Source organism: Variovorax sp. GW531-E2, from assembly GCF_059423125.1.
The window spans coordinates 72,429-92,189 of sequence record NZ_JBWKXQ010000020.1 but is presented as its reverse complement, the minus strand read 5'-3'; the positions used below and the strand labels follow the sequence as shown (position 1 = coordinate 92,189).

The window sequence follows — 19,761 nt, the reverse complement described above, 5'->3', positions numbered from 1 at the left end:
CCCCCACGCCACCCCCAGCGGCAGAGCTGAAGCTCACCGTCGAGATCGCAGGCAACGTCGCCACGCCCGACGGTTCGGGCAAGTACAGCGTGCTGCCGGGCCAGGAGGTGGTGGTCAAGGCGAGCGACAGCGTCGGCTGGGCCGCCAGCGGTGGTGGCGGCACGGCCACCCTCACCCTCGACGTCGACACCGGTGCCACGCAGTGGGTCACGCGGTTTGCCAACAGCAGCAAGACCGACGCCGCCGGCTACAACCTCGTGGCCTCCGCCTCGGAAGGGCGCACGAAGCAGGTGAGCTTCGCCATCCAGACCGGCAACTACGACAACGGCGACTACATGGTGTTTGCCGCCAACGGCTCGCGCCAGAAGCTGCACATCGACTTCGATGCGAAGACCTACGACCTGACCGATGCGGCGGGCGACAAGACCTCGGGCACCTTCAGCGCGAACGGTACCGGCTGGGTCTTTACCAACAGCCGCATCACCGGCGTCAACAACGCGACCTTCCTGCCACTGAAGGACAGCTTCGCCGGCGGGTTCCCGTTCGCCGTGCCCTTCTCGTCACCGGTGACCTACAAGAATGCGCCGTTCATCGCAACGCGCGCCTTTGTCACCACGCAGGCCAAGCTGGACGGCACGTACGACCGCGCGCGCGTCGACTACACGAGCGCAGACCGCGAATCCGCGATCGCGCAGATCCGGATTTCCGATGGCGGCACGGTAATGAAGCAGTGCGTCGACCAGAAGATCTATCGCATCGAGAACTGCCCGAGCAGCAGTGTGGCGACCACGGCGGTCGCGGCCGACACGGAAGCCGGTCTGTGGACGCTGAAGGACGCCAGTGGCGCGGTCATCGGCAAGTTCGGCATCGCCATGGTGGAAGGCGAAAAGATCTACCTGAGCGCTGGCACGTCGACAGCCTTGGCCAATCAGGTGATGGCCATCGGTGTGCCCGCCGCCGCGACCTACGCGAACTTCAACGCCTCCGGTTGGGCCACGGACGGGGACATCAATCTCTCGACCGTGTCGACCGGGCTGTATTCGTTGACGGCGTCCGCTGGACCGGTGATCACCAAGTCGTTGACGTTGAGCGCGATCGTCGACTCCCCTGCCGGCATGCGGATTGCCTTCGATCGTGCGGATGCATCCCAGCAGTATTTCGCTATGCGTTCGAGCAAGCTCGACGTTCTGATCGGCACGCGGGGGCCTTCGTCGCCGACGCGCGGCTACCTGCACATCGGCGTGATCCAGTAACCCCACGCTGACCCCAGACGCCCGCGCGCCGTGACCGGCGTCGCGGGCTTTTTCATGCGCGACGCGACGGCGATGCATGGAAAGTTGAACGACGTATAAAATTGAACGACGTTCAAATTCAAGGGCCCCGAACCGTGACCGAACCAGAACCGCCAGGCCGCCGCGAGCGCCGCCGCACCCAGACGCTCGACCACGTCGCCGCCACCGCCATGCGCCTGTTCGAAGCCCAGGGCTACGACGCGACGACCATGGAGCAGATCGCGCAGCAGTCCGACGTGGCCAAGGGCACGCTCTACAACCACTTCCCGACCAAGGAAGCGATCCTGGCGCACTGGGTGCACCTCGAACTCGTGGTCGATGCGCAGCGCCTGCATGCGTCGATCGACCCGAAGGCGGGCTTCACGGCGCAGCTCACCGGCCTGCTCGACGCCTCGGCCGAATGGTCCGAGCGCTACCGGGCCTACCTGCTCGACTACTTCCGCTTTCGCTTCCTCAACATCGAGAGCGAACTCGGCGGCGGCGACCGCAGCACGCCGCGCGACCTGTCGGGGCTGTTCGAGGCGCTCATCGCCGCCGCCCAGCAGGCCGGCACGTTGCGCACTGATGTGCCGGCCGCGCACCTCGCGAGCCTGCTGCACCACCTGTACTTCGGCGCGCTGATGCGCTGGCTCACGCTGCCCGGCCTCGTGCTGCGCGATGAGTTCGCCGTGGTCGTCGACCTCTTCTTCGGCGGCGCGCGCACGGCCCCGAAGCCACCTGCTGCAAGGAGGCGCGCCCCATGAAACTCGCCGTGCTCACCTACGGCACCGAGGGCGACGCCCGCCCGCTCGCCGCGCTGTGCCGCGCACTGGACGACGCGGGCCATGCATCGGTGCTGCTGGCGGACGCGACCACGCTCGGCGCGGCCGAACGGCTCGGCGTGCGTTCGCAGGCGCTGGCCGGCGACATCCGGCAGGCGCTCGGCGGCGTCATCGCGCAAGGCGACAAGCCGGCCGCGGCCGCCAAGGCGCTCGCGGACATCGCCAATGCCAACGCCACGCCCTGGCTGCGCCAGACCATCGAGGCCGCGCAGGGCTGCGACGCGATCGTCTGCGCGGGGCTCGCGGCCTTCGTGGGCCTGTCGGCGGCCGAGGCGCTGGGCGTGCCGGCCATCGGCGCGGGCATGTTCCCGCTCACGCCGACGGCCGCGTTCGCCTCGCCCTTCCTGCCGCCCGCGCGCGTGCCGCGCTTGTTGAACCGCGCGAGCCACCACCTCGTCAACGGGCTGCTCTGGCGCGCCTTCCGGCCGGCCGTGAATGCCGCGCGGGCCGAGGTCTGCGGCCTGCCGCCGCGCCGCCGCCTGTGGACCACGCACCCCGTGCTCTACGGTTATTCGCCGAGCCTGCTGCCGCGCCCCGCCGACTGGCCCGCCAACGCCGCCGTGTGCGGCCAGTGGCTCGCGCCCACGCCCGACTGGCAGCCGCCGGCGGCGCTGCGCGACTTCCTCGCGGCCGGCGAGGCGCCCGTCTACATCGGCTTCGGCAGCATGACGGGCTTCGACAAGGCGCGGCTGCTCGCGGCCCTCATCGACGGCATGGCCGGCCGGCGCGCGGTGCTGCACCCCGGATGGAGCGGCCTCGATGTGCAGCAGCTGCCGCCGAATTTCCACGTCATCGGCGACACCCCGCACGACTGGCTGTTTCCGCAGATGGCGCTGGTGGTGCACCACGGCGGCTCGGGCACCAGCCACTCGGCCGCGCGCGCGGGCGTGCCGTCGGTGGTCGTGCCCTTCGCGGGCGACCAGGCGTTCTGGGCGCATCACCTCGCGCAGGCGGGTGTCGCGCCGCCCGCCGTGGCGGGTGCTCGGTTCAGCGCCGACGACCTGGCGCGCGGGATCGCCTTCGCGCACGACCCGCAGGTGCGCGCACGGGCCGGGGCGCTGGGCGAACGCATGCGCGCGGAAGACGGCCTGGGCACGGCCGTGCGCGCGATCGAGCGAATCCTGAGGCGTTAGCCGCGCTGCGGCGCCACGATGCCGAAGCGCTTCATGTGGCGGTACGCGGTGGCGCGGCTGATGCCGAGCGCCTGCGCGGCCCGCGCCACATGCCAGCGGTGGCGCTGCAACGCGTCGAGCAGGCGCGTGGCGTCGGCGGCGCTGTCTTCGTCGTCTGCAGGCGTGGGTGATGTGTCACAGCGGTCGAGCGACGGCCGATGCGGCGCCAGGCGCAGCTCCTCGGGCGTGATGCTGGCTCCCGTGCAGAGCGCCAGCGCCAGCCGAAGCACATTGCGCAACTCGCGCAGGTTGCCCGGCCAGTCGTGCGCCATCAGCCGCAGCATCGCCGCTTCCGACAGCCGCGCCGTCGAGCCCATCGCCGCTGCCTCTTCATGGAACATCGCCTCGATCAGGTAGCGCCGGTCGCGCCGTGCGCGCAGCGGCGGCAGCTTCAGCACCGCGCCGCACAGGCGGTAGTACAGGTCCTCGCGAAAGCGCCCGGCCGCGACCAGCGCCGACAGGTCGCGGTGCGTGGCCGCCACCACCGCGAGGTCCACGCGCTGCGGCGACTCGGCGCCCAGCGGCAGCACCTCGCCTTCGGACAGCACGCGCAGCAGCCGCGTCTGCAGCGCCATCGGCATGTCGCCGATCTCGTCGAGAAACAGCGTGCCGCGGTCGGCCTGCGCGATCAGGCCCTTCATGCCCTTGGCGCGGCCGCCCGTGAAGCTGCCGGGCGTGTAGCCGAAGAGCTCGCTCTCGATCAGCGAATCGGGAATGGCCGCGCAGTTCACCGCCACGAAGGGCAGCGCCGCACGCCGGCTCGCGCCATGCAGCGCGCGCGCCAGCACCTCCTTGCCGCTGCCGGTCTCGCCCTCGACCAGCACATGGATGCCGCGGTCCACCAGCCGGCGCGCCTGCGCGATCAGCTGCTGCATCGCGGGGTCGTCGTCGCCCGCGATGCGCTCGAGCGGCGGCAGGCGGTCCGAAGGTTGGGGCGGCGGCGATGCGGGCGTCGTGACTGGTGAGCGCCGCAGGCGCGGCGCGATCAGCGAGGCGTGGTACTCGCCGCCGCCGGGCAGCAGCACCGTGTGCGCAAACGGCAGGGCCGACGCGCCGCCGTTGCCCAGGCGCCAGATCGCGTCCATCGGCAGGTGCAGCAGCTCCGACACGGCGCTGCCCAGCAGTGGCTGCTGGCGTCCCGAGAGGACTTCGCGCGCGCCCCCGTTGGCGCCCACCACCGTGCCGCCTTCGTCGAAGGCCAGCATCACTTCGCCCGCCACGTCGACCAGCCCGAAGGCACTGCCCAGCCGCAGGATCCAGTGGCCGCGAAAGTGCCGCAGGAAGTCGGCATCCTCGATCATCCGCGCGTAGATCGACACCAGGTGCCGCACCAGGTGCTGGCTCTCGCGCGCCTCGGGCGAGCGCAGCGCCGACACGTCGAGGATGGCCGTGAGCTTGCCGCTGTGGTCGAACAGCGGCGCCGTCGTGCAGGTGAGCCCGATGTGGGTGGCATCGAAGTGCTCGGTCTGGTGGCAGGTCATCGGCTGGCGCTCGATGAGGCAGGTGCCCACGCCGCAGGTGCCGGCGTGCGCCTCGTTCCAGTCGGCGCCCAGGTACAGGCCGGCGCGGCGCAGCTGGTCGTCCCAGGCCGGGTTGCCGATGTAGTCGACCGTGATGCCCTCGGCGTCGGTCAGCAGCACCATGTAGCCCAGCTCGGCCACGCGGCGGTAGATGTCTTCCATGCCCGCACGCGCGGCGCGCAGGAAGTGCTCGAGCTGCTGCTGGTGCGCGCGCACCTCCTGCGCCGGCAGGATGCGCGCGGGCGTCGGCCGCGACGGATCGAGCCCGTGGTCGCGCACGCAGCGCGCCCACGACTTGTGCACCAGGCTCGCCGCCGGATCGGCCCGCAGCGCCGTGCCGGTGGCGATCGAATAGACGTTGTCGATGTGGCGCGATTGCAGGGACGTCATGCGCAGCCTCGTGCGTGGAGTGGGCGCGGCACGGGGAGGGGCTGCGCAGCCGGACATGATTCGGCTGTCGCGCTGTCGCAGGACAGAGGTGAAACCCGGTGGAACGGACGTGTTACTCCCCCTCACATCGAGGGCAATGCCGCGCGATCCGCCGCCATTGCTTCACTGCGGCGGCTTCGCACGCTCGGCCAGCCGCTTGCGGTACTCGGTGGTCGTCAGGCCCGCGAAGCCCCAGTCGTCGGTGTCGATCTCCTCGATCACGATGTGCGTCCATTCCGGCGGCTTCTTCAGCACCCGTTCGAGCGTTTCCGTGAACTCGGCAATGACCTGGGTTTTCTGTTCGCGCGTGACGCCGTCGCGGGTGATCTTCAGGTTGATGAAAGGCATGGTGTGCTCCTTGGGTGAATGACTGAGGTGATTACCACTTGCCGGTGCTCATGCCGCCATCCACGGGCAGCACGACGCCGGTCGTGAAATCGGCGCTCGTGAGGTAGAGCACCGCATCGGCGATCTCCTGCACGGTCGCGATGCGGCCGGCGGGCGCCAGGCCGTTGAGGAAGCCGTGCTGCTCGGGCGTGTACAGCGGCGTGTCCACGATGCCGGGTGCCACCGCATTCACCTTGACGTTGTGCGGTGCGAGTTCGAGCGCCAGCGCGCGCGTCGCGGCATTGATGCCGCCCTTGATCAGCACCGGCAACACGGCCGGCACCTGCTGGTTCGGCTGCAGCGCGATGCTCGCGGTGATGTTCACGATGTGTCCTTGGCGGCGCGCGACCATGTGCTTCGCCGCGGCCTGCGAGGCGTAGACGAAGCCCTTGAGGTTCGTGGCGACCAGCTGGTCGAGTTCGTCTTCGGTGTAGTCGACGAAAGGCTTCGCGTTGAAGATGCCCGCGTTGTTGACGAGCACGTCGACCTGGCCGAAGCGCTCCACGGCGCGGTCGACGAGCTGCTGCGCGGTGTCGCGGCGGCCGATGTCGCCCGCGACGCCGAGAAGGCGCGCCGGGTTGCCGAGCTGCTTCGCGGCGGCTGCGAGCCGCTCGGCGGTGCGGGCATTCGCGACCACGTTGAAGCCGCGCGCGAGGTACGCCTGCGCAAGGCCCTGGCCGATGCCGCTCGAGGCGCCGGTGATGACCACGGTGGGGGAAGAGTTGTCCTGCATGTCGGTTCTCCAGGGAAGTTGATGACGTGGGGAGAACTGTATTGATGACAGCGAAACAGATAAATCACTAGACTCGCACTTCACCTGATACACAAGGTAATCAATCCATGCAGCGGCAGTTCGGCGACATCCTTCTGGGCAGCATCGAGTTGTTCTGCCTCGCGGCGGAGAGCGGCGGCTTCACCTCGGCGGCACTCGCTGCCGGTGTGACGCCGGCGGCCGTGAGCCGATCGATCTCCCGGCTCGAGAAGCGGCTGGGATTGCGGCTTTTCGTGCGCACCACGCGCAGCGTGCGGCTCACCGACGCGGGCCGTGTCTACTTTGCGCAGTGCCGACAGGCGCTGGCGCAGCTCGCCGAGGCCGAGCGCGAGGTGATGGGCCAGCAGGCGCTGCCTTCGGGCACGCTGCGCATCAGCGTGCCGACCACCTACGGCCACCACCGCATCCTGCCCTTGCTGCCGGCGTTTCGCGAACGCTTTCCCGACATCCGGCTGCACGTGCACCTGAGCAACCGCAACATCGATTTCGTGGAAGAGGGCTACGACATGGCCGTGCGCGTGCGCGCCCAGCCCGACTCCACGCTGATCGCGCGGCACCTCGAGGATGCGGACCTGGTCGTGGTCGCCACGCGCAAATACCTGCGGAGGGCCGGCACGCCCCGCACGCTGGACGATCTCGCCGCGCACGAGTGCATCCAGTTCGAGCTGCCCAGCAGCGGCCGCCGCATTTCGTGGCTCTTCAAGGAGAACGGCAAGGACCGCGAAGTGTTCGCGGACGGCGCCTACAGCTGCTCCGACGACGTGCTTGGCGGCGTCACGCTCGCGAAAAGCGGCGCCGGGTTGTTCCAGACCTACCGCTTCGTCGTGGAGAAGGAACTGGCCGACGGCGCGCTCGTCGAGGTGCTGAAACCTTTCGCTGGTCGCTCGCGGCCCTACACGCTGCTGTACCCGGACGGGCGCCACGTGCCGCTGCGCATGCGGGTGTTCATCGATTTCCTGATGGCGCAGCGGACCGGGTGACGCCCGCCACGCATGCTCACACGCCCAGCAATTCCTCCAGCACCGTCGGCTCGGCCAGCAGATCCGCCGACGCCCCATGCCGCACGATCTGCCCCTTCTCCATCACCACCGCCAGGTCCGTGTGCGCGAGCACCTTGCGGTAGTCGCGGTCGACGATCAGCGTGGCGATGCTCGTCGCGCGGATCTCGCTGATCACGCGCCAGATCTCGGCCACGATCAGTGGGGCGAGGCCTTCGGTGGCCTCGTCGAGGATCAAGAGGCGCGGGTTGGTCATGAGCGCGCGGCCGATGGAGAGCATCTGCTGCTCGCCGCCCGACAGCTGCTGGCCGCCGTGCGTGAGCCGTTCCGACAGGCGCGGAAAGGTGGCCATCACGCGGTCGAAGGTCCAGGCGCGCTGGCCGTCGATGCCGGCGCGTTCGCTCATCACGAGGTTCTCGCGCACCGACAGGTTCGGGAAGATGCCGCGCCCTTCGGGCACATAGCCGATGCCCAGGCGTGCCATCTTCTCGGGCGGCAGGCCGGTGACGGTGCGGCCGTCGACCTGCACTTCGCCTGACGCGGGGCGCACGTAGCCCATGATGGTGCGGATCAGCGTGGTCTTGCCCATGCCGTTGCGCCCGAGCAGGCCGACGGAGGTCGCCGCCGGAATGCCGGCGTGCACGCCGCGCAGGATGTGGCTGTTGCCGTAGTAGGTGTTGAGGTCGCGAACGATCAGCATCTCAGGCCTCCCGCCGGGCCGCCCCAAGGGAGGCCTGCGCCCCCTCGGGGGGCAGCGAATACACGAAGTGATGAGCGTGGGGGCATCAATGCTTCTCCTCGCCGAGGTAGGCGGTGCGGACCTCGGGGTTCTCGCGAATTTCTTGTGGGTTGCCCGTGGCGATGACGGTGCCGTTCACCATCACCGTGATGCGGTCGGCGATGCGGAACACGGCGTCCATGTCGTGCTCCACCAGCAGGATGGCGTGCGTGGCTTTCAGCCGCGCGAGCAGCGTGAGCATGCGGTCGGTCTCTTCCGCGCCCATGCCGGCGAGCGGTTCGTCCAGCAGCAGCACGCGCGGGTGGGTGGCCAGGCACATCGCCACTTCGAGCTGGCGTTGCGCGCCGTGGCTCAGCGTGCCGGCGACGCGCCGGGCTTCGGCCGTGAGGCCCGCCGCTTCGAGCGCGGCGTCGGCCGAGGCGTTGCTCGTGGCGCAGCGCTGCGACGACTGCCAGATCGCCCACGGTTTTGCCGTGGCGGCCTGCGCGGCGAGGCGGCAGTTCTCGTGCACCGTGAACTCCGGGAAGATGGTGGTGCGCTGGTAGCTGCGGCCCACGCCGTCGCGGGCGCGGCGCGACTGCGCGCGCGCGGTGATGTCGACGCCGTCCAGGGCGATGCGGCCCTCGGAGGCCTCGATCTCGCCCGAGAGCATGTTGATGAGCGTCGACTTGCCGGCGCCGTTGGTGCCGATCACCGCATGCACCTCGCCGATGTGCAGGTCGAGCGTGACGGCGTTGACGGCCGTGAGGCCGCCGAAGCGGCGCGTGAGCTTGTCCACGGACAGCAGTGCGGTGGTCATGCGCCTCCCTTCGGCGACAGGCGCTGCACCAGGCCGATCAGGCCCTTGGGCAGCAGCGCCACGAACACGATGATGGCAATGCCCAGCGTGAGTTGCCAGTGGTCGGCCAGCGGGCCCATCACGGCGTGGGTGGAGAAGATTTCCTTCAGCAGCGTGAAGGCCACGGCGCCGATCACCGCGCCGCGCAGGTGGCCGAGGCCACCGAGGATCACCATCAGCAGCACCTCGCCCGAGTTGTGCCATGCCATCAGCTCAGGGTTGACCACGCCGTCGCGCGAGGCCAGCAGAAAGCCCGCGAGCCCGGCCAGCGCGCCCGCGAGCACGAAGGCCGCGAGCTTGTAGCCGTACACCGCGAAGCCCGCCGCGCGCATGCGCTGCTCGTTCACGCGGATGCCCGCGAGCGCCGCGCCGAAGCGCGAGCGGCGGATGAGCGCCAGCAGGCCGTAGGTGAACACCAGCGCCGCCAGCACCACGTAGAACAGCACCGTGCGGTTTTCCATGTCGAGCGCGCCGAGGGCCGGGCGCACGTACAGGTAGATGCCGTCGCTGCCGCCGCCGACCTTGGTGTCGTGGAACACGAAGAAGGCCATCTGCGCAAAGGCCAGCGTGACCATGATGAAGTACACGCCGCGCGTGCGCAGGCTCAGCGCGCCCACGAAGAGCGCATACAGCGCCGCCGCGCCCATCGACAGCACGAGCAGCACTGCGAAGTTGCCGCCCTCGTTGCCCGAGGCCAGCACGGTGACGTACGCGCCGATGCCGTAGAAGGCCGCATGGCCCAGGCTCACGAGCCCGGTCATGCCCACGAGCAGCTCCAGGCTGAGCGCGAAGATCGACAGGATCATCACCTTGACGATGAAGTCCGACGCATAGTTGCCCAGCAGCGGGCCGGCCACGGCGAGCGCGATGGCGCACAGCACGGGCACGATGAAGGCGCCACGCCGCGGCGACGAAGGTGCGGATGCAACCACGGGGCTCATGGCCGCCTCCCCATCAAGCCTTCGGGCTTCCAGATCAGCACGATGGCCATCAAGAGGTAGATGCCGATGCCCGCCAGGTCGGCGAAGAACACCTTGCCGAAGGTATCGACGAAGCCCACCAGCAGCGAGGCCACGAGCGCCCCGGTGATCGAGCCGATGCCGCCGATCACCACCAGCACGAAGCAGATGATGAGCACGCTCGCGCCCATGTTGGGGTACACCGAGGACATCGGCGCGGCGATCATGCCGGCCAGCGCCGCCAGCGCCACGCCGGCCGCGAACACGATGCGGTACAGCCGCTTCACGTCGATGCCCAGGCCGCGCACCATGTCGCGGTTGCTGGCGCCGGCGCGGATCATCATGCCCAGGCGCGTGCGGTTCACCACGTAGTACAGGCCCACGGCCAGCACGATGCAGGCCGCCGATGCAAACAGGCGATACCACGGGTAGCTCATGACGTTGCCCAGCGCGAAGCTGCCGTCCAGCCACGCGGGCACCTTCACGCCGTGCACGTCGTTGCCCACGAAGATGGAGCGCAGTTCCTCGAACACCAGGATGAGCCCGTAGGTCATGAGCACCTGCTGCAGGTGGTCGCGTTGGTAGAGGTAGCTGAAGAAGGCCCACTCCAGCACGTAGCCGAAGATCGCGGCCAGCACCACGCCGGCCACCAGCATCAGCAGGAACTGGTCGCCGAACAGCGGCGCCAGCGAGAACGCCATGTAGGCGCCGATCATGTAGAAGCTCCCGTGCGCGAGGTTGATGACGCCCATGATCCCGAAGATCAGCGTCAGCCCCGAGGCCACGAGAAAGAGCAGCAGGCCGTACTGAACGGAGTTCAGGCACTGCACGAGAAAGGTTCCGAAATCCACCGTGAGATCCCAGTTGGTTGTGGTTGCCGCAAGGCGGCTCGCAGCCCCGTGAAATGGATCGGGGCCGCGAGGGAACGAGAGAGAACCGAAGGCCCGTGGCCCTGCTTACATCCGGCAGCCGCGGGCCGGATCGGAGAGACCCTTGATCGCGGTGCTCACCAGCTTGTTTTCCTTGCCTTCGACCTTGCGCAGGTAGATGTCCTGCACCGGGTTGTGCGACTTGCTCACCGTGAAGGTGCCGCGCGGGCTGTCGATCTTGGCCTTCTCGATCGCGCCCGTGAACTCGGCCTTCTTCGAGATGTCGCCCTTGGTGGCATTCAGGCCCACGCCCAGCATCTGCGCGGCGTCGTAGCCCTGTACCGCGTACACGTCGGGCTGCAGCTTGAACGACTTGGCGTAGGCCACGCGGAAAGCGTTGTCACGCGGGGTGTTCAGGCCGTCGGCGTAGTGCAGCGTGGTGAGCATGCCTTGCGCCGATTCGCCCTGCGCGTCGAGCGTGCCGTCGGTCAGGAAGCCGGGGCCGTACAGCGGGATGGTCTTGTTCAGGCCGGCGGCCTGGTAGTCCTTGACGAACTTCACCGCGCCGCCGCCCGCGAAGAAGGCGTACACCGCATCGGGCTTGGCCGCCGCGATCTCGGTCAGCAGCGCCTGGAACTCCACGTTGGGGAAGGGCAGGGTGAGCTGCTTGTCGACCTTGCCGCCGTTCTTCTCGAAGCCTTCCTTGAAGCCGTTGACCGACTCTTCGCCGGCCGCGTACTTCCAGGTGATGGTCATGACCTTCTTCTTGCCCTGCTGCTTGGCCGCCACTTCGCCCATGGCGTAGGCCGGCTGCCAGTTGCTGAACGAGCTGCGGAAGATGTTGGGCGCGCACATGGGGCCCGTCACCGCGTCGGCGCCGGCGTTCGGCACGATGAGCACGGTGCCGCTTTCCTTGGCGGCCTTGGCCATGGCCATGGCCACGCCCGAGTGCACGGTGCCGACGATCACGTCGACGTTGTCGCGCTTGATGAGCTTGTTGACGTTGTCGGTGGCCTTGGCGGGGTCGGACTCGTCGTCGACCTTGAAGTATTCGATCTCGCGGCCGGCCAGCTTGCCGCCCTGCTGTTCCACGTAGAGCTTGAAGCCGTTTTCAATGGCCACGCCCAGGGCGGTGTAGGTACCGCTGTAGGGCAGCATGAGGCCGACCTTGAGCTTTGCCGTGCCCTGTGCGCCGGCCGCGGAGGCCAGGGCGGCGAGGGCGATGGCCGTGAGCGCCAGGCGCGCGGTGCGAAGGTTCGTCATGGTGTCTGTCTCCTGTTGTTGGTGATGAAAGAAGCGGTCGCGACGATGACACGATCCGGCTGATCGCGATGCGGGGAATGCCCGCATTCAGGGATTTCGAGCAGCTCGCAAACTCCACCGACGCGCGGGGCGATGTCGCGGATCTGCGCAAGCGTGCCGTACTCGTCGTCGATGCCCTGCACCGCGAGCACGGGGCAGCGGATGGTGGCCAGCTCGGCCTCGATGTTCCAGTCGCGAAAGGGCGGGTGCAGCCAGATGCGGTTCCAGCCCCAGAAGGCCGAGTCGGCGCTGTCGTGGTAGCGGCCGAGCTTGGCAGGCAGGTCGGTGGTGCGGTAGGCGGTGCGTGCGATCTCGATGTTCGCGACGGTCTTGTCTTCCACGAAGATGTGCGGCGCCAGCACCACGAGGCCCGCGACCTTGTCGGAGAAGCGCGAGGCGTACAGCAGCGAGATCGAGCCGCCGTCGCTGTGGCCGAAGAGCCACGGCTTCTCGTCGCCGAGCTTCAGCGCGGCGAACAGCGCGGGCAGTACCTCGTGCGCCTGGCGGTGCATGAAGTCGACGTCCCAGATCTCGTCCTCGGCGCGCGGCGTGGAACGGCCGTAGCCGGGGCGCGAGAACACGAGCCCGCGCGCGCCGGCGGCTTCGCAGACCTGGGCGGGGAAGTCCTTCCACATCGCGACGGAGCCCAGGCCTTCGTGCAGGAACACGATGAGCGGGGCATCGGCGCCGCGTTCGGGGGCGATCCACCGGCACTCGATGCGCACGGTGCGCCCGCGCCAGTCGATGGTGGCGAAGTCGGTGGCAACCGTGGGCGTGCTCATGCCTGCTTCTCGCGTTCGCGCAGCCGGAAGCGCTGGATCTTGCCGGTGGCCGTCTTCGGCAGCTCGCTCACGAACTCCAGGAAGCGCGGGTACTTGTAGGGCGCCAGGCGCTCCTTCACGAAGGCCTTGAGTTCGTCCTCGGTGGCGGCGGCGCCGTCTTTCAGCACCACGAAGGCCTTGGTCTTCGTGAGCCCGTCGGCGTCGTCCTTGCCGATGACGGCGGCCTCGAGCACAGCCGGGTGCTGCATCAACGTGGCCTCGACCTCGAAGGGCGAGACGTAGATGCCGCTGACCTTGAGCATGTCGTCGCTGCGGCCTGCATAGGTGAAGTAGCCGTCGGCGTCGCGCGTGTACTTGTCGCCGCTCTTGGTCCAGCCGCCCTGGAAGGTGTCGCGCGATTTCTCGCGGTTGCACCAGTACATCAGTGCCGAGCTCGGGCCGCGGATGTACAGGTCGCCCACCTCGCCGTCGGGCACGGGGCGGCCGTCCTCGCCGCGCAGCTCGACTTCGTAGCCATCCACCGGCTTGCCGGTGGTGCCGTAGCGCACGTCGCCGGGGCGGTTGGAAATGAAGATGTGCAGCATCTCCGTGGAGCCGATGCCGTCGATGATCTCGCAGCCGAAGTGCGCCTTGAAACGCTGTGCGATCTCGCCGGGCAGCGCCTCGCCGGCCGACGAGCACATGCGCAGCGCCACGGCTTCGCGCGCCGGCAGCTTCGGCGAGGCGAGCATGCCCGCGAAGCCGGTGGGCGCGCCGAAAAACACCGTGGGCTTGTGCTCGGTCCAGCGGCGGAAGGTGGCGTCAGGCGTGGGGCGCTCGGCCATCAGCACCACGGTGGCACCCACCGACAGCGGGAAGGTCAGCGCATTGCCCAGGCCGTACGCGAAGTACATCTTGGCGGCCGAGAAGCACACGTCGCCTTCGGTGAGGCCGAGCACGGGCTTGCCGTAGAGCTCGGCGGTCCACCACAGGTTGGCGTGCGTGTGCACCGTGCCCTTGGGCTTGCCGGTGGAGCCGGAGGAATAGAGCCAGAAGCCGGGGTCGTCCGACGCGGTGGGTGCCGGTGCGGGCAGGGGCTCGGCGGCGGCGAGCGCGGCTTCGAATTCCTGCGCGCCTTCGGGCAGCGCGCCCGTCGGTTGCGACACGAGCAGCGTCTGCACTTCATGGCCGCCGCGCGCCATCGCATCTTGCAAGGTCGGCAGCAGCGCGCCCGACACCAGCACCGCCTGCGCGCGGCTGTGGTCGAGCATGTAGGCGTAGTCGTCGGGCGTGAGCAGCGTGTTCACGGCCACGGGCACGATGCCCGCGTAGAGGCAGCCCAGGAAACTCACGGGCCAGTCGTTACCGTCGAGCATGAGCAGCAGCACGCGCTCTTCGCGGCGGATGCCCGCGGCCTTCAGCGCGGCGGCCAGGCGGCGCGCGCGGTCTTCGAGCTGGCCGTAGCTCAGCGTGCCGCGGTCGTCGATGTAGGCGGTGCGTGCGGCGCGGCCGCGGTTGAGGGCGAACAGGTGTTCGGCAAAGTTGAATCGTGCGGGCAGGCTGCTGTTCATCGTGTGTCTCCTTGGGGCCTGTGCGTGGCGCTAGAGGCCGAGGGCGGCGAGCACGCCGGGGCTCGCCTGCACCGCGCTCCTGCGGTGATAGAAATCGAGCGCGCGCAGGCCGCCCAGTTCGGCGCCGCCACCCGCGCGGCCGGGGCCGCCGTGCATCGACATCGGCATCACGTTGCCGTGGCCGGTGTGGGCCTGCGCCACCTCGGGCGTGATCACGTGCACGCGCCCGTGGCTCGGTGCGACCGACAGCGCGGCCTGGGCCAGCGCGGCATCGTCGCTGCCGTACAGCGAGGTGACGAGCGAACCCTGGCCCCGGTGTGCGAGCGCGATGCCGTGCGCCAGGTCGTTGTAGGGCAGCAGCGTGGCGACCGGGCCGAACACTTCCACGTCGTGCACGCGCTGCGCCGCATCGGCGTCGCGCGCGCCCAGCAGCACGGGGCCGATGCAGGCGGCCACGGCGGGGTCGGCGTCGATGAGGGGCTTGTTACTGCTGTCGTGCAGCACGGTGGTCTGCGCGGCCAGGGCGTCGAGGCCGTCGCGCACCGCGTTCAGCTGTGCGCGGCTCACGAGCGAACCCATGCGCACGTTGTCGTTGCGCGGGTTGCCGACCGTGACGCCCGCGAGCTTCGCGCCGATGGCCTCAGCCGCTGCGTCGTACACCTCGGCCGGCACCAGGATGCGGCGGATGGCGGTGCACTTCTGGCCCGACTTCACCGTCATCTCGCGCACCACTTCGCGCACGAGGAGGTTGAAGGCCTCGCTGCCGGGCGCGGCGCCGGGCAGCAGCAGGGCGCTGTTGAGGCTGTCGGCCTCGATGTTCACGCGCACCGAGCGCTCGGCCACGGCCAGGTGCGAACGGATCACGGCGGCCGTCTCGGCCGAGCCGGTGAACGAGACCACGTCGAAGGGCTGCAGCTGGTCCATCAGGCCGGCCGAGCTGCCGCAGATGACCGACAGTGCACCGGCCGGCAGCACGCCCGCGTCCACCACATCTTTCACCATGCGCTGCGTGAGCCAGGCGGTGGCCGTGGCGGGCTTGACGATCACGGGCACGCCCGACAGCAGCGCGGGCGCGGCCTTTTCCCACAGGCCCCACGACGGGAAGTTGAAGGCGTTGATGAACAGCGCCACGCCCAGCGTCGGCACCTGCAGGTGCTGCGACTGGAACACCGGCTCCTTGCCGAGCTTCACGGCCTCGCCGTCGCGCAGCGCGCGCACGTCGCCGAGCGCATCGCCCCACTTGGCGTACTGGCCGAGCGTGAATATCGCGCCGTCGATGTCGACGGCCGAGTCGTTCTTCACCGTGCCGCAGTTCGCGGTGGCGATCTCGTAGTACGCGTCGCGGTTGGCCTGCAGCACTTTCACGAGCGCGGCGAGCAGGCCGGCGCGCTGGCGGTAGGTGAGGGCGCGCAGCGCGCGGCCGCCTTGTTCACGCGCAAAGGCGAAGGCTTCGGGCAGGTCGAGGCCGGTGGCGTCGACGCGCGCGAGTTCGGTGCCGAGCACCGGGTCGAACAGGGGCGTGCCGGCGCCCGTGCCGCTTTGCCAGCGGCCGGCGACGTGGTTGGAAAGGAGGTCGGTCATGCGGTGAACTTGATCTGCCCCTCGGGCAGCAGGTAGAGGACGAGCGCGCGGCCCTGGGCCACGGTCGGGCGGTGTGCGGTGCCGGGCCCGTAGACGCACCAGCCCGCGGGCCGTCCGTCGAAGGTGGCGGCGGGGGTGTCGTCCAGCGGCATGATCAGGTCGATCTCGCCGTTGGGGTGCGTGTGGTGCGGGCCGGCGAGGTCCTGCATGTCGACCACGTCGACCGAGAAGCGGTGCAATGCGTCCTCGGCCTTGAAGACGCGGCCGTACTTGATGCCGCCGCCTTCGCGATCGCACAGCCAGCCTTCGGCGACGCCGCCGATGCAGGCCTGGCGCAGTTGCGCAAAGCGGGCGCTGCCGGCGCCGTGGGTGGCGTTGAGCCACTGGTCGAGCGTGGCGTCCAGTGGCTGGCCGGCGATCTCGGCGGTCAGGTCGGCGATCAGCTGGTGAAATGCCGCCTTGCCGGTGGCGGGCGTGGGGGTGTCGGACATCGTGGGCCTCGAACGGATGAACTATCGTCTTCTTGCAGGAAGTCTGCGTGTGCAGTATCTTGCGTGTGATCGAACAATAAGCAGCGAGACAACAGGTGTCAAGCAATATAGTGCATCTATGGTGTTTACCCTGAGCGCGCACAATCCCGGCGAAGAACGAGGAATGGCATGAACGAGCATGTAGACGCGGTGCTGGCCACCGCGCCCGAGGGCGGCACCGGCAACAACCACGGCGCCGCCGTGGCCGGGGAGGCCAAGAACCCATTGCTGGTGGCGCTGGGCGACCGCGTGCGCAATCTGCGCGCGCAGCGCGGCCTCACGCGCAAGGCGGTGGCCCTGTCGGCCGACGTGTCGGAGCGCCACCTGGCGAACCTGGAATACGGCATCGGCAACGCATCGATCCTGGTGCTGCAGCAGGTGGCCGGGGCGCTGCACTGCTCGCTGGCCGAGCTGGTGGGCGACGTGACGACCAGCTCGCCCGAGTGGCTGCTGATCCGCGAACTGCTCGAGCACCGCAGTGAGGCCGACCTGCGCCGCGTGCGCGTGGCGCTCGGCGAGATGCTGGGCACGGCTTCGGTCGACCCGGCGCGGCACCGGCGCATCGCGCTCGTGGGGCTGCGCGGCGCGGGCAAGTCGACGCTGGGGCAGATGCTGGCCGAGGACCTCGAAATTCCGTTCATCGAACTGAGCCGCGAGATCGAGAAGCTGGCGGGCTGCAGCGTGCGCGAAATCCACGACCTGTACGGCACCAACGCCTACCGCCGCTACGAGCGCCGCGCGCTGGAAGAAGCAGTGCAGATCTACAGCGAGGTGGTCATCGCCACGCCCGGCGGCATCGTGTCCGACCCAGCCACCTTCAACGAGCTGCTCGCCCACTGCACCACCGTGTGGCTGCAGGCCGCGCCCGAGGAGCACATGGGCCGCGTGGCCGCCCAGGGCGACACCCGCCCGATGGCGGCCAGCAAGGAAGCCATGGAAGACCTGCGGCGCATCCTGAATGGCCGCGCTGCCTTCTATTCGAAGGCCGATCTGTCGGTCGATACCAGTGGGAAGACGTTGCCGCAGAGCTTTCAGGCGCTGCGTGCGGTTGCCCGGCAGTCGATGGGGTTGGCCTGAGTTTTCGCTTGCTGGCGTTGGGGCGTTCGCTGTTCAGGGCGACGCTCCCGCCGACGGGGTACCTTGCTCCGCGAATGTCCCCCGGCCTGCGGCCTCCTCCTTGATTTCGCTGCGCAAGGCACCCCATCGGCGTGAGCGTTTCAGAGCAGTTGTTGATCGGCCGTGAACCGACCGCGTGCCCCCGTGCGCAGGGCACTGGGTGCTTCCCGCAGCGAAATTAAGGAGGAGGGCGAAGCCCGGGGGACATTCGCGGAGGGAAGCACCCGGTGTCCTGCGCACGCCCCCTGATCCCTCATCCGCCTGAAATCTGAAAAAAAGCACAACAGGCATTGACTTGCCTGTTTGCATGCAGCATGATGCATGTCATCGGAACAAGGAAGTGCATTATTATTCCTGTTCACGGTTTTCTGAACACAGCCCCACAGGAGACTTCCGCATGACCGACACCACGCTCCAGGCGCCCCAGCGCGTCGACTACCGCATCGAACCCGCCCAGTACCGCCACTGGTCGCTGAGCTTCGACGGCGCCATTGCGCGCCTCACGCTCGACATCGCGGAAGACGGCGGCATCCGCCCCGGCTACAAGCTCAAGCTCAACAGCTACGACCTGGGCGTGGACATCGAGCTGAACGATGCGCTCAACCGCATCCGCTTCGAGCACCCCGAAGTGCGCAGCGTGATCGTCACCAGCGGCAAGGACCGGATCTTCTGCTCCGGCGCCAACATCTTCATGCTCGGCGTTTCCAGCCACGCCTGGAAGGTGAACTTCTGCAAGTTCACCAACGAGACGCGCAACGGCATCGAAGACACCTCGAAGCACTCGGGCCTGAAGTTCCTCGCGGCCGTGAACGGCGCCTGCGCCGGCGGCGGCTACGAGCTGGCACTGGCCTGCGACGAAATCCTGCTGGTCGACGACCGCTCTTCTTCCGTCTCGCTGCCCGAAGTGCCCCTGCTCGGCGTGCTGCCCGGCACCGGCGGCCTGACCCGCGTGACCGACAAGCGCCACGTGCGTCATGACCTCGCCGACATCTTCTGCACCAGCGTCGAAGGCGTGCGCGGCCAGCGCGCGGTCGACTGGCGCCTGGTCGATGCCGTGGCCAAGCCCGCGCAGTTCCCGGCCGCCGTGCAGGAACGCGCCACCCAACTCGCCGCCGGCAGCGACCGCCCCGCCGGCGCCAAGGGCGTGGCCCTGACCCGCGTCGAGCGCACCGACAGCGCCGACGGCATCGCGTATGCCAACGTCAATGTGCAGATCGACCGCAGCAAGCGCACCGCGACGATCACCGTGAAGGCGCCCACCGGCGCGCAGCCGGCCGACATCGCCGCCATCGAAGCCGCAGGCGCCGCCTGGTGGCCGCTGGCCGTGTGCCGCGAGCTCGACGACGCCATCCTCAACCTGCGCACCAACGAACTCGACGTCGGCACCTGGCTGCTCAAGACCGAAGGCGACGCCGCCGCCGTGCTCGCCTCCGATGCCGTGATGTTCGCCAACAAGGACCACTGGCTGGTGCGCGAAACCATCGGCGCGCTGCGCCGCACCCTGGCGCGCCTGGATGTGTCGTCGCGCAGCCTCTTCGCGCTGGTCGAAGCCGGCTCATGCTTCGCCGGCACGCTGGCCGAGCTGGCCTTCGCGGCCGACCGCACCTACATGCTCGCGCTGCCCGACGACGCCGCGCGCGCACCCAAGCTCACGCTCAACGAATTCAACTTCGGCTTCTTCCCGATGGTGAACGACCAGAGCCGCCTGCAGCGCCGCTTCTACGAAGAGGCCGCACCGCTCGAAGCTGCGCGCGCCGCCGCCGGCCAGGCGCTCGACGCCGACGAAGCCGTGAAGCTCGGCCTCGTCACCGCCGCGCCCGACGACATCGACTGGGACGACGAGATCCGCATCGCCATCGAAGAGCGCGCCGCCATGTCGCCCGACGCACTCACCGGCCTCGAAGCCAACCTGCGCTTCGCCAGCAAGGAGAACATGGCCACCCGCATCTTCGGCCGCCTCACGGCCTGGCAGAACTGGATCTTCAACCGCCCCAACGCCGTCGGCGAGAAGGGCGCGCTGAAGGTCTACGGCACCGGTCAAAAAGCCGGCTTCGACCTGAACCGCGTTTGAGCACAGAGCAGTCCGCACAACCCAAGGAACAAC

The 19,761-nt window shown here is 69.0% G+C and carries 18 protein-coding genes; 6 read left to right on the top strand and 12 right to left on the bottom strand.

What is annotated here, in order from left to right; all coding sequences use genetic code 11:
• From AC07XP_RS14340 to AC07XP_RS14330, 3 genes are all read left to right on the top strand, one after another.
• A partial coding sequence (locus tag AC07XP_RS14340) for a hypothetical protein (protein WP_495265051.1) occupies window positions 1-1,253 on the top strand: 1,253 nt, incomplete at its 5' end.
• Between the two features lie 134 nt (window positions 1,254-1,387).
• Window positions 1,388-2,035, top strand: coding sequence for a TetR/AcrR family transcriptional regulator (locus AC07XP_RS14335; RefSeq protein ID WP_495265050.1), 648 nt, complete (start codon window positions 1,388-1,390; stop codon window positions 2,033-2,035).
• Window positions 2,032-3,246: a glycosyltransferase gene (locus tag AC07XP_RS14330; RefSeq protein WP_495265049.1), complete on the top strand. Its 1,215-nt coding sequence runs from the start codon at window positions 2,032-2,034 to the stop codon at window positions 3,244-3,246. The genes AC07XP_RS14335 and AC07XP_RS14330 overlap by 4 nt, the downstream gene beginning before the upstream one ends.
• On the opposite strand, the gene AC07XP_RS14325 is transcribed toward AC07XP_RS14330, so the two are convergent.
• From AC07XP_RS14325 to AC07XP_RS14315, 3 genes are all read right to left on the bottom strand, one after another.
• A complete protein-coding gene (locus AC07XP_RS14325; RefSeq protein WP_495265048.1) occupies window positions 3,243-5,195 on the bottom strand; it encodes a sigma-54-dependent Fis family transcriptional regulator in 1,953 nt (650 codons plus the stop codon). The genes AC07XP_RS14330 and AC07XP_RS14325 overlap by 4 nt on opposite strands.
• A 162-nt stretch (window positions 5,196-5,357) precedes the next feature.
• Entirely contained in the window at window positions 5,358-5,582 is a 225-nt protein-coding gene (locus AC07XP_RS14320) for a tautomerase family protein (RefSeq protein WP_070061404.1), read from the bottom strand.
• Between the two features lie 31 nt (window positions 5,583-5,613).
• Window positions 5,614-6,354 carry an SDR family NAD(P)-dependent oxidoreductase gene (locus AC07XP_RS14315; RefSeq protein ID WP_495265047.1) on the bottom strand — a complete coding sequence of 247 codons (741 nt, stop codon included), beginning with the start codon at window positions 6,352-6,354 and terminating at the stop codon, window positions 5,614-5,616.
• 107 nt (window positions 6,355-6,461) lie between these two features.
• Here AC07XP_RS14315 and AC07XP_RS14310 point away from each other — a divergent pair, with 107 nt between their 5' ends.
• Window positions 6,462-7,373, top strand: a complete 912-nt coding sequence (locus tag AC07XP_RS14310; protein WP_495265046.1) for a LysR family transcriptional regulator — start codon at window positions 6,462-6,464, stop codon at window positions 7,371-7,373.
• 16 nt (window positions 7,374-7,389) lie between these two features.
• Here the strand turns inward: AC07XP_RS14310 and AC07XP_RS14305 are convergent, their stop codons facing one another.
• The 9 genes from AC07XP_RS14305 to AC07XP_RS14265 form a co-directional block, all read right to left on the bottom strand.
• Window positions 7,390-8,091, bottom strand: a complete 702-nt coding sequence (locus AC07XP_RS14305) for an ABC transporter ATP-binding protein (RefSeq protein WP_495265045.1) — start codon at window positions 8,089-8,091, stop codon at window positions 7,390-7,392.
• Between the two features lie 85 nt (window positions 8,092-8,176).
• Window positions 8,177-8,929: an ABC transporter ATP-binding protein gene (locus AC07XP_RS14300; RefSeq protein ID WP_495265044.1), complete on the bottom strand. Its 753-nt coding sequence runs from the start codon at window positions 8,927-8,929 to the stop codon at window positions 8,177-8,179.
• Complete coding sequence (locus AC07XP_RS14295) at window positions 8,926-9,909, bottom strand: branched-chain amino acid ABC transporter permease (RefSeq protein ID WP_307582574.1); 984 nt, start codon at window positions 9,907-9,909, stop codon at window positions 8,926-8,928. Before AC07XP_RS14295 ends, AC07XP_RS14300 begins: the two co-directional genes overlap by 4 nt.
• The gene (locus tag AC07XP_RS14290; RefSeq protein WP_062470301.1) at window positions 9,906-10,778 is read right to left on the bottom strand and encodes a branched-chain amino acid ABC transporter permease; all 873 of its coding nucleotides are present in this window, start codon (window positions 10,776-10,778) and stop codon (window positions 9,906-9,908) included. Before AC07XP_RS14290 ends, AC07XP_RS14295 begins: the two co-directional genes overlap by 4 nt.
• A gap of 105 nt (window positions 10,779-10,883) precedes the next feature.
• The gene (locus tag AC07XP_RS14285; protein ID WP_062470303.1) at window positions 10,884-12,059 is read right to left on the bottom strand and encodes an ABC transporter substrate-binding protein; all 1,176 of its coding nucleotides are present in this window, start codon (window positions 12,057-12,059) and stop codon (window positions 10,884-10,886) included.
• Window positions 12,056-12,880: an alpha/beta fold hydrolase gene (locus AC07XP_RS14280; protein WP_495265043.1), complete on the bottom strand. Its 825-nt coding sequence runs from the start codon at window positions 12,878-12,880 to the stop codon at window positions 12,056-12,058. The genes AC07XP_RS14285 and AC07XP_RS14280 overlap by 4 nt, the downstream gene beginning before the upstream one ends.
• Complete coding sequence (locus tag AC07XP_RS14275; RefSeq protein ID WP_495265042.1) at window positions 12,877-14,430, bottom strand: benzoate-CoA ligase family protein; 1,554 nt, start codon at window positions 14,428-14,430, stop codon at window positions 12,877-12,879. Before AC07XP_RS14275 ends, AC07XP_RS14280 begins: the two co-directional genes overlap by 4 nt.
• A gap of 30 nt (window positions 14,431-14,460) precedes the next feature.
• On the bottom strand, window positions 14,461-16,011 hold the full coding sequence (locus AC07XP_RS14270) for a 3,4-dehydroadipyl-CoA semialdehyde dehydrogenase (protein WP_495265041.1): 1,551 nt from the start codon (window positions 16,009-16,011) through the stop codon (window positions 14,461-14,463).
• Window positions 16,008-16,502: a 4-hydroxylaminobenzoate lyase gene (locus tag AC07XP_RS14265; protein ID WP_307582583.1), complete on the bottom strand. Its 495-nt coding sequence runs from the start codon at window positions 16,500-16,502 to the stop codon at window positions 16,008-16,010. The genes AC07XP_RS14270 and AC07XP_RS14265 overlap by 4 nt, the downstream gene beginning before the upstream one ends.
• Window positions 16,503-16,670: 168 nt before the next feature.
• Here AC07XP_RS14265 and AC07XP_RS14260 point away from each other — a divergent pair, with 168 nt between their 5' ends.
• Together AC07XP_RS14260 and boxC are read left to right on the top strand one after the other, a co-directional pair.
• The gene (locus AC07XP_RS14260) at window positions 16,671-17,618 is read left to right on the top strand and encodes a helix-turn-helix transcriptional regulator (protein ID WP_095743079.1); all 948 of its coding nucleotides are present in this window, start codon (window positions 16,671-16,673) and stop codon (window positions 17,616-17,618) included.
• Window positions 17,619-18,054: 436 nt separating this feature from the next.
• On the top strand, window positions 18,055-19,728 hold the full coding sequence (boxC, locus tag AC07XP_RS14255; protein WP_495265040.1) for a 2,3-epoxybenzoyl-CoA dihydrolase: 1,674 nt from the start codon (window positions 18,055-18,057) through the stop codon (window positions 19,726-19,728).
• Window positions 19,729-19,761 lie beyond the last annotated feature (33 nt).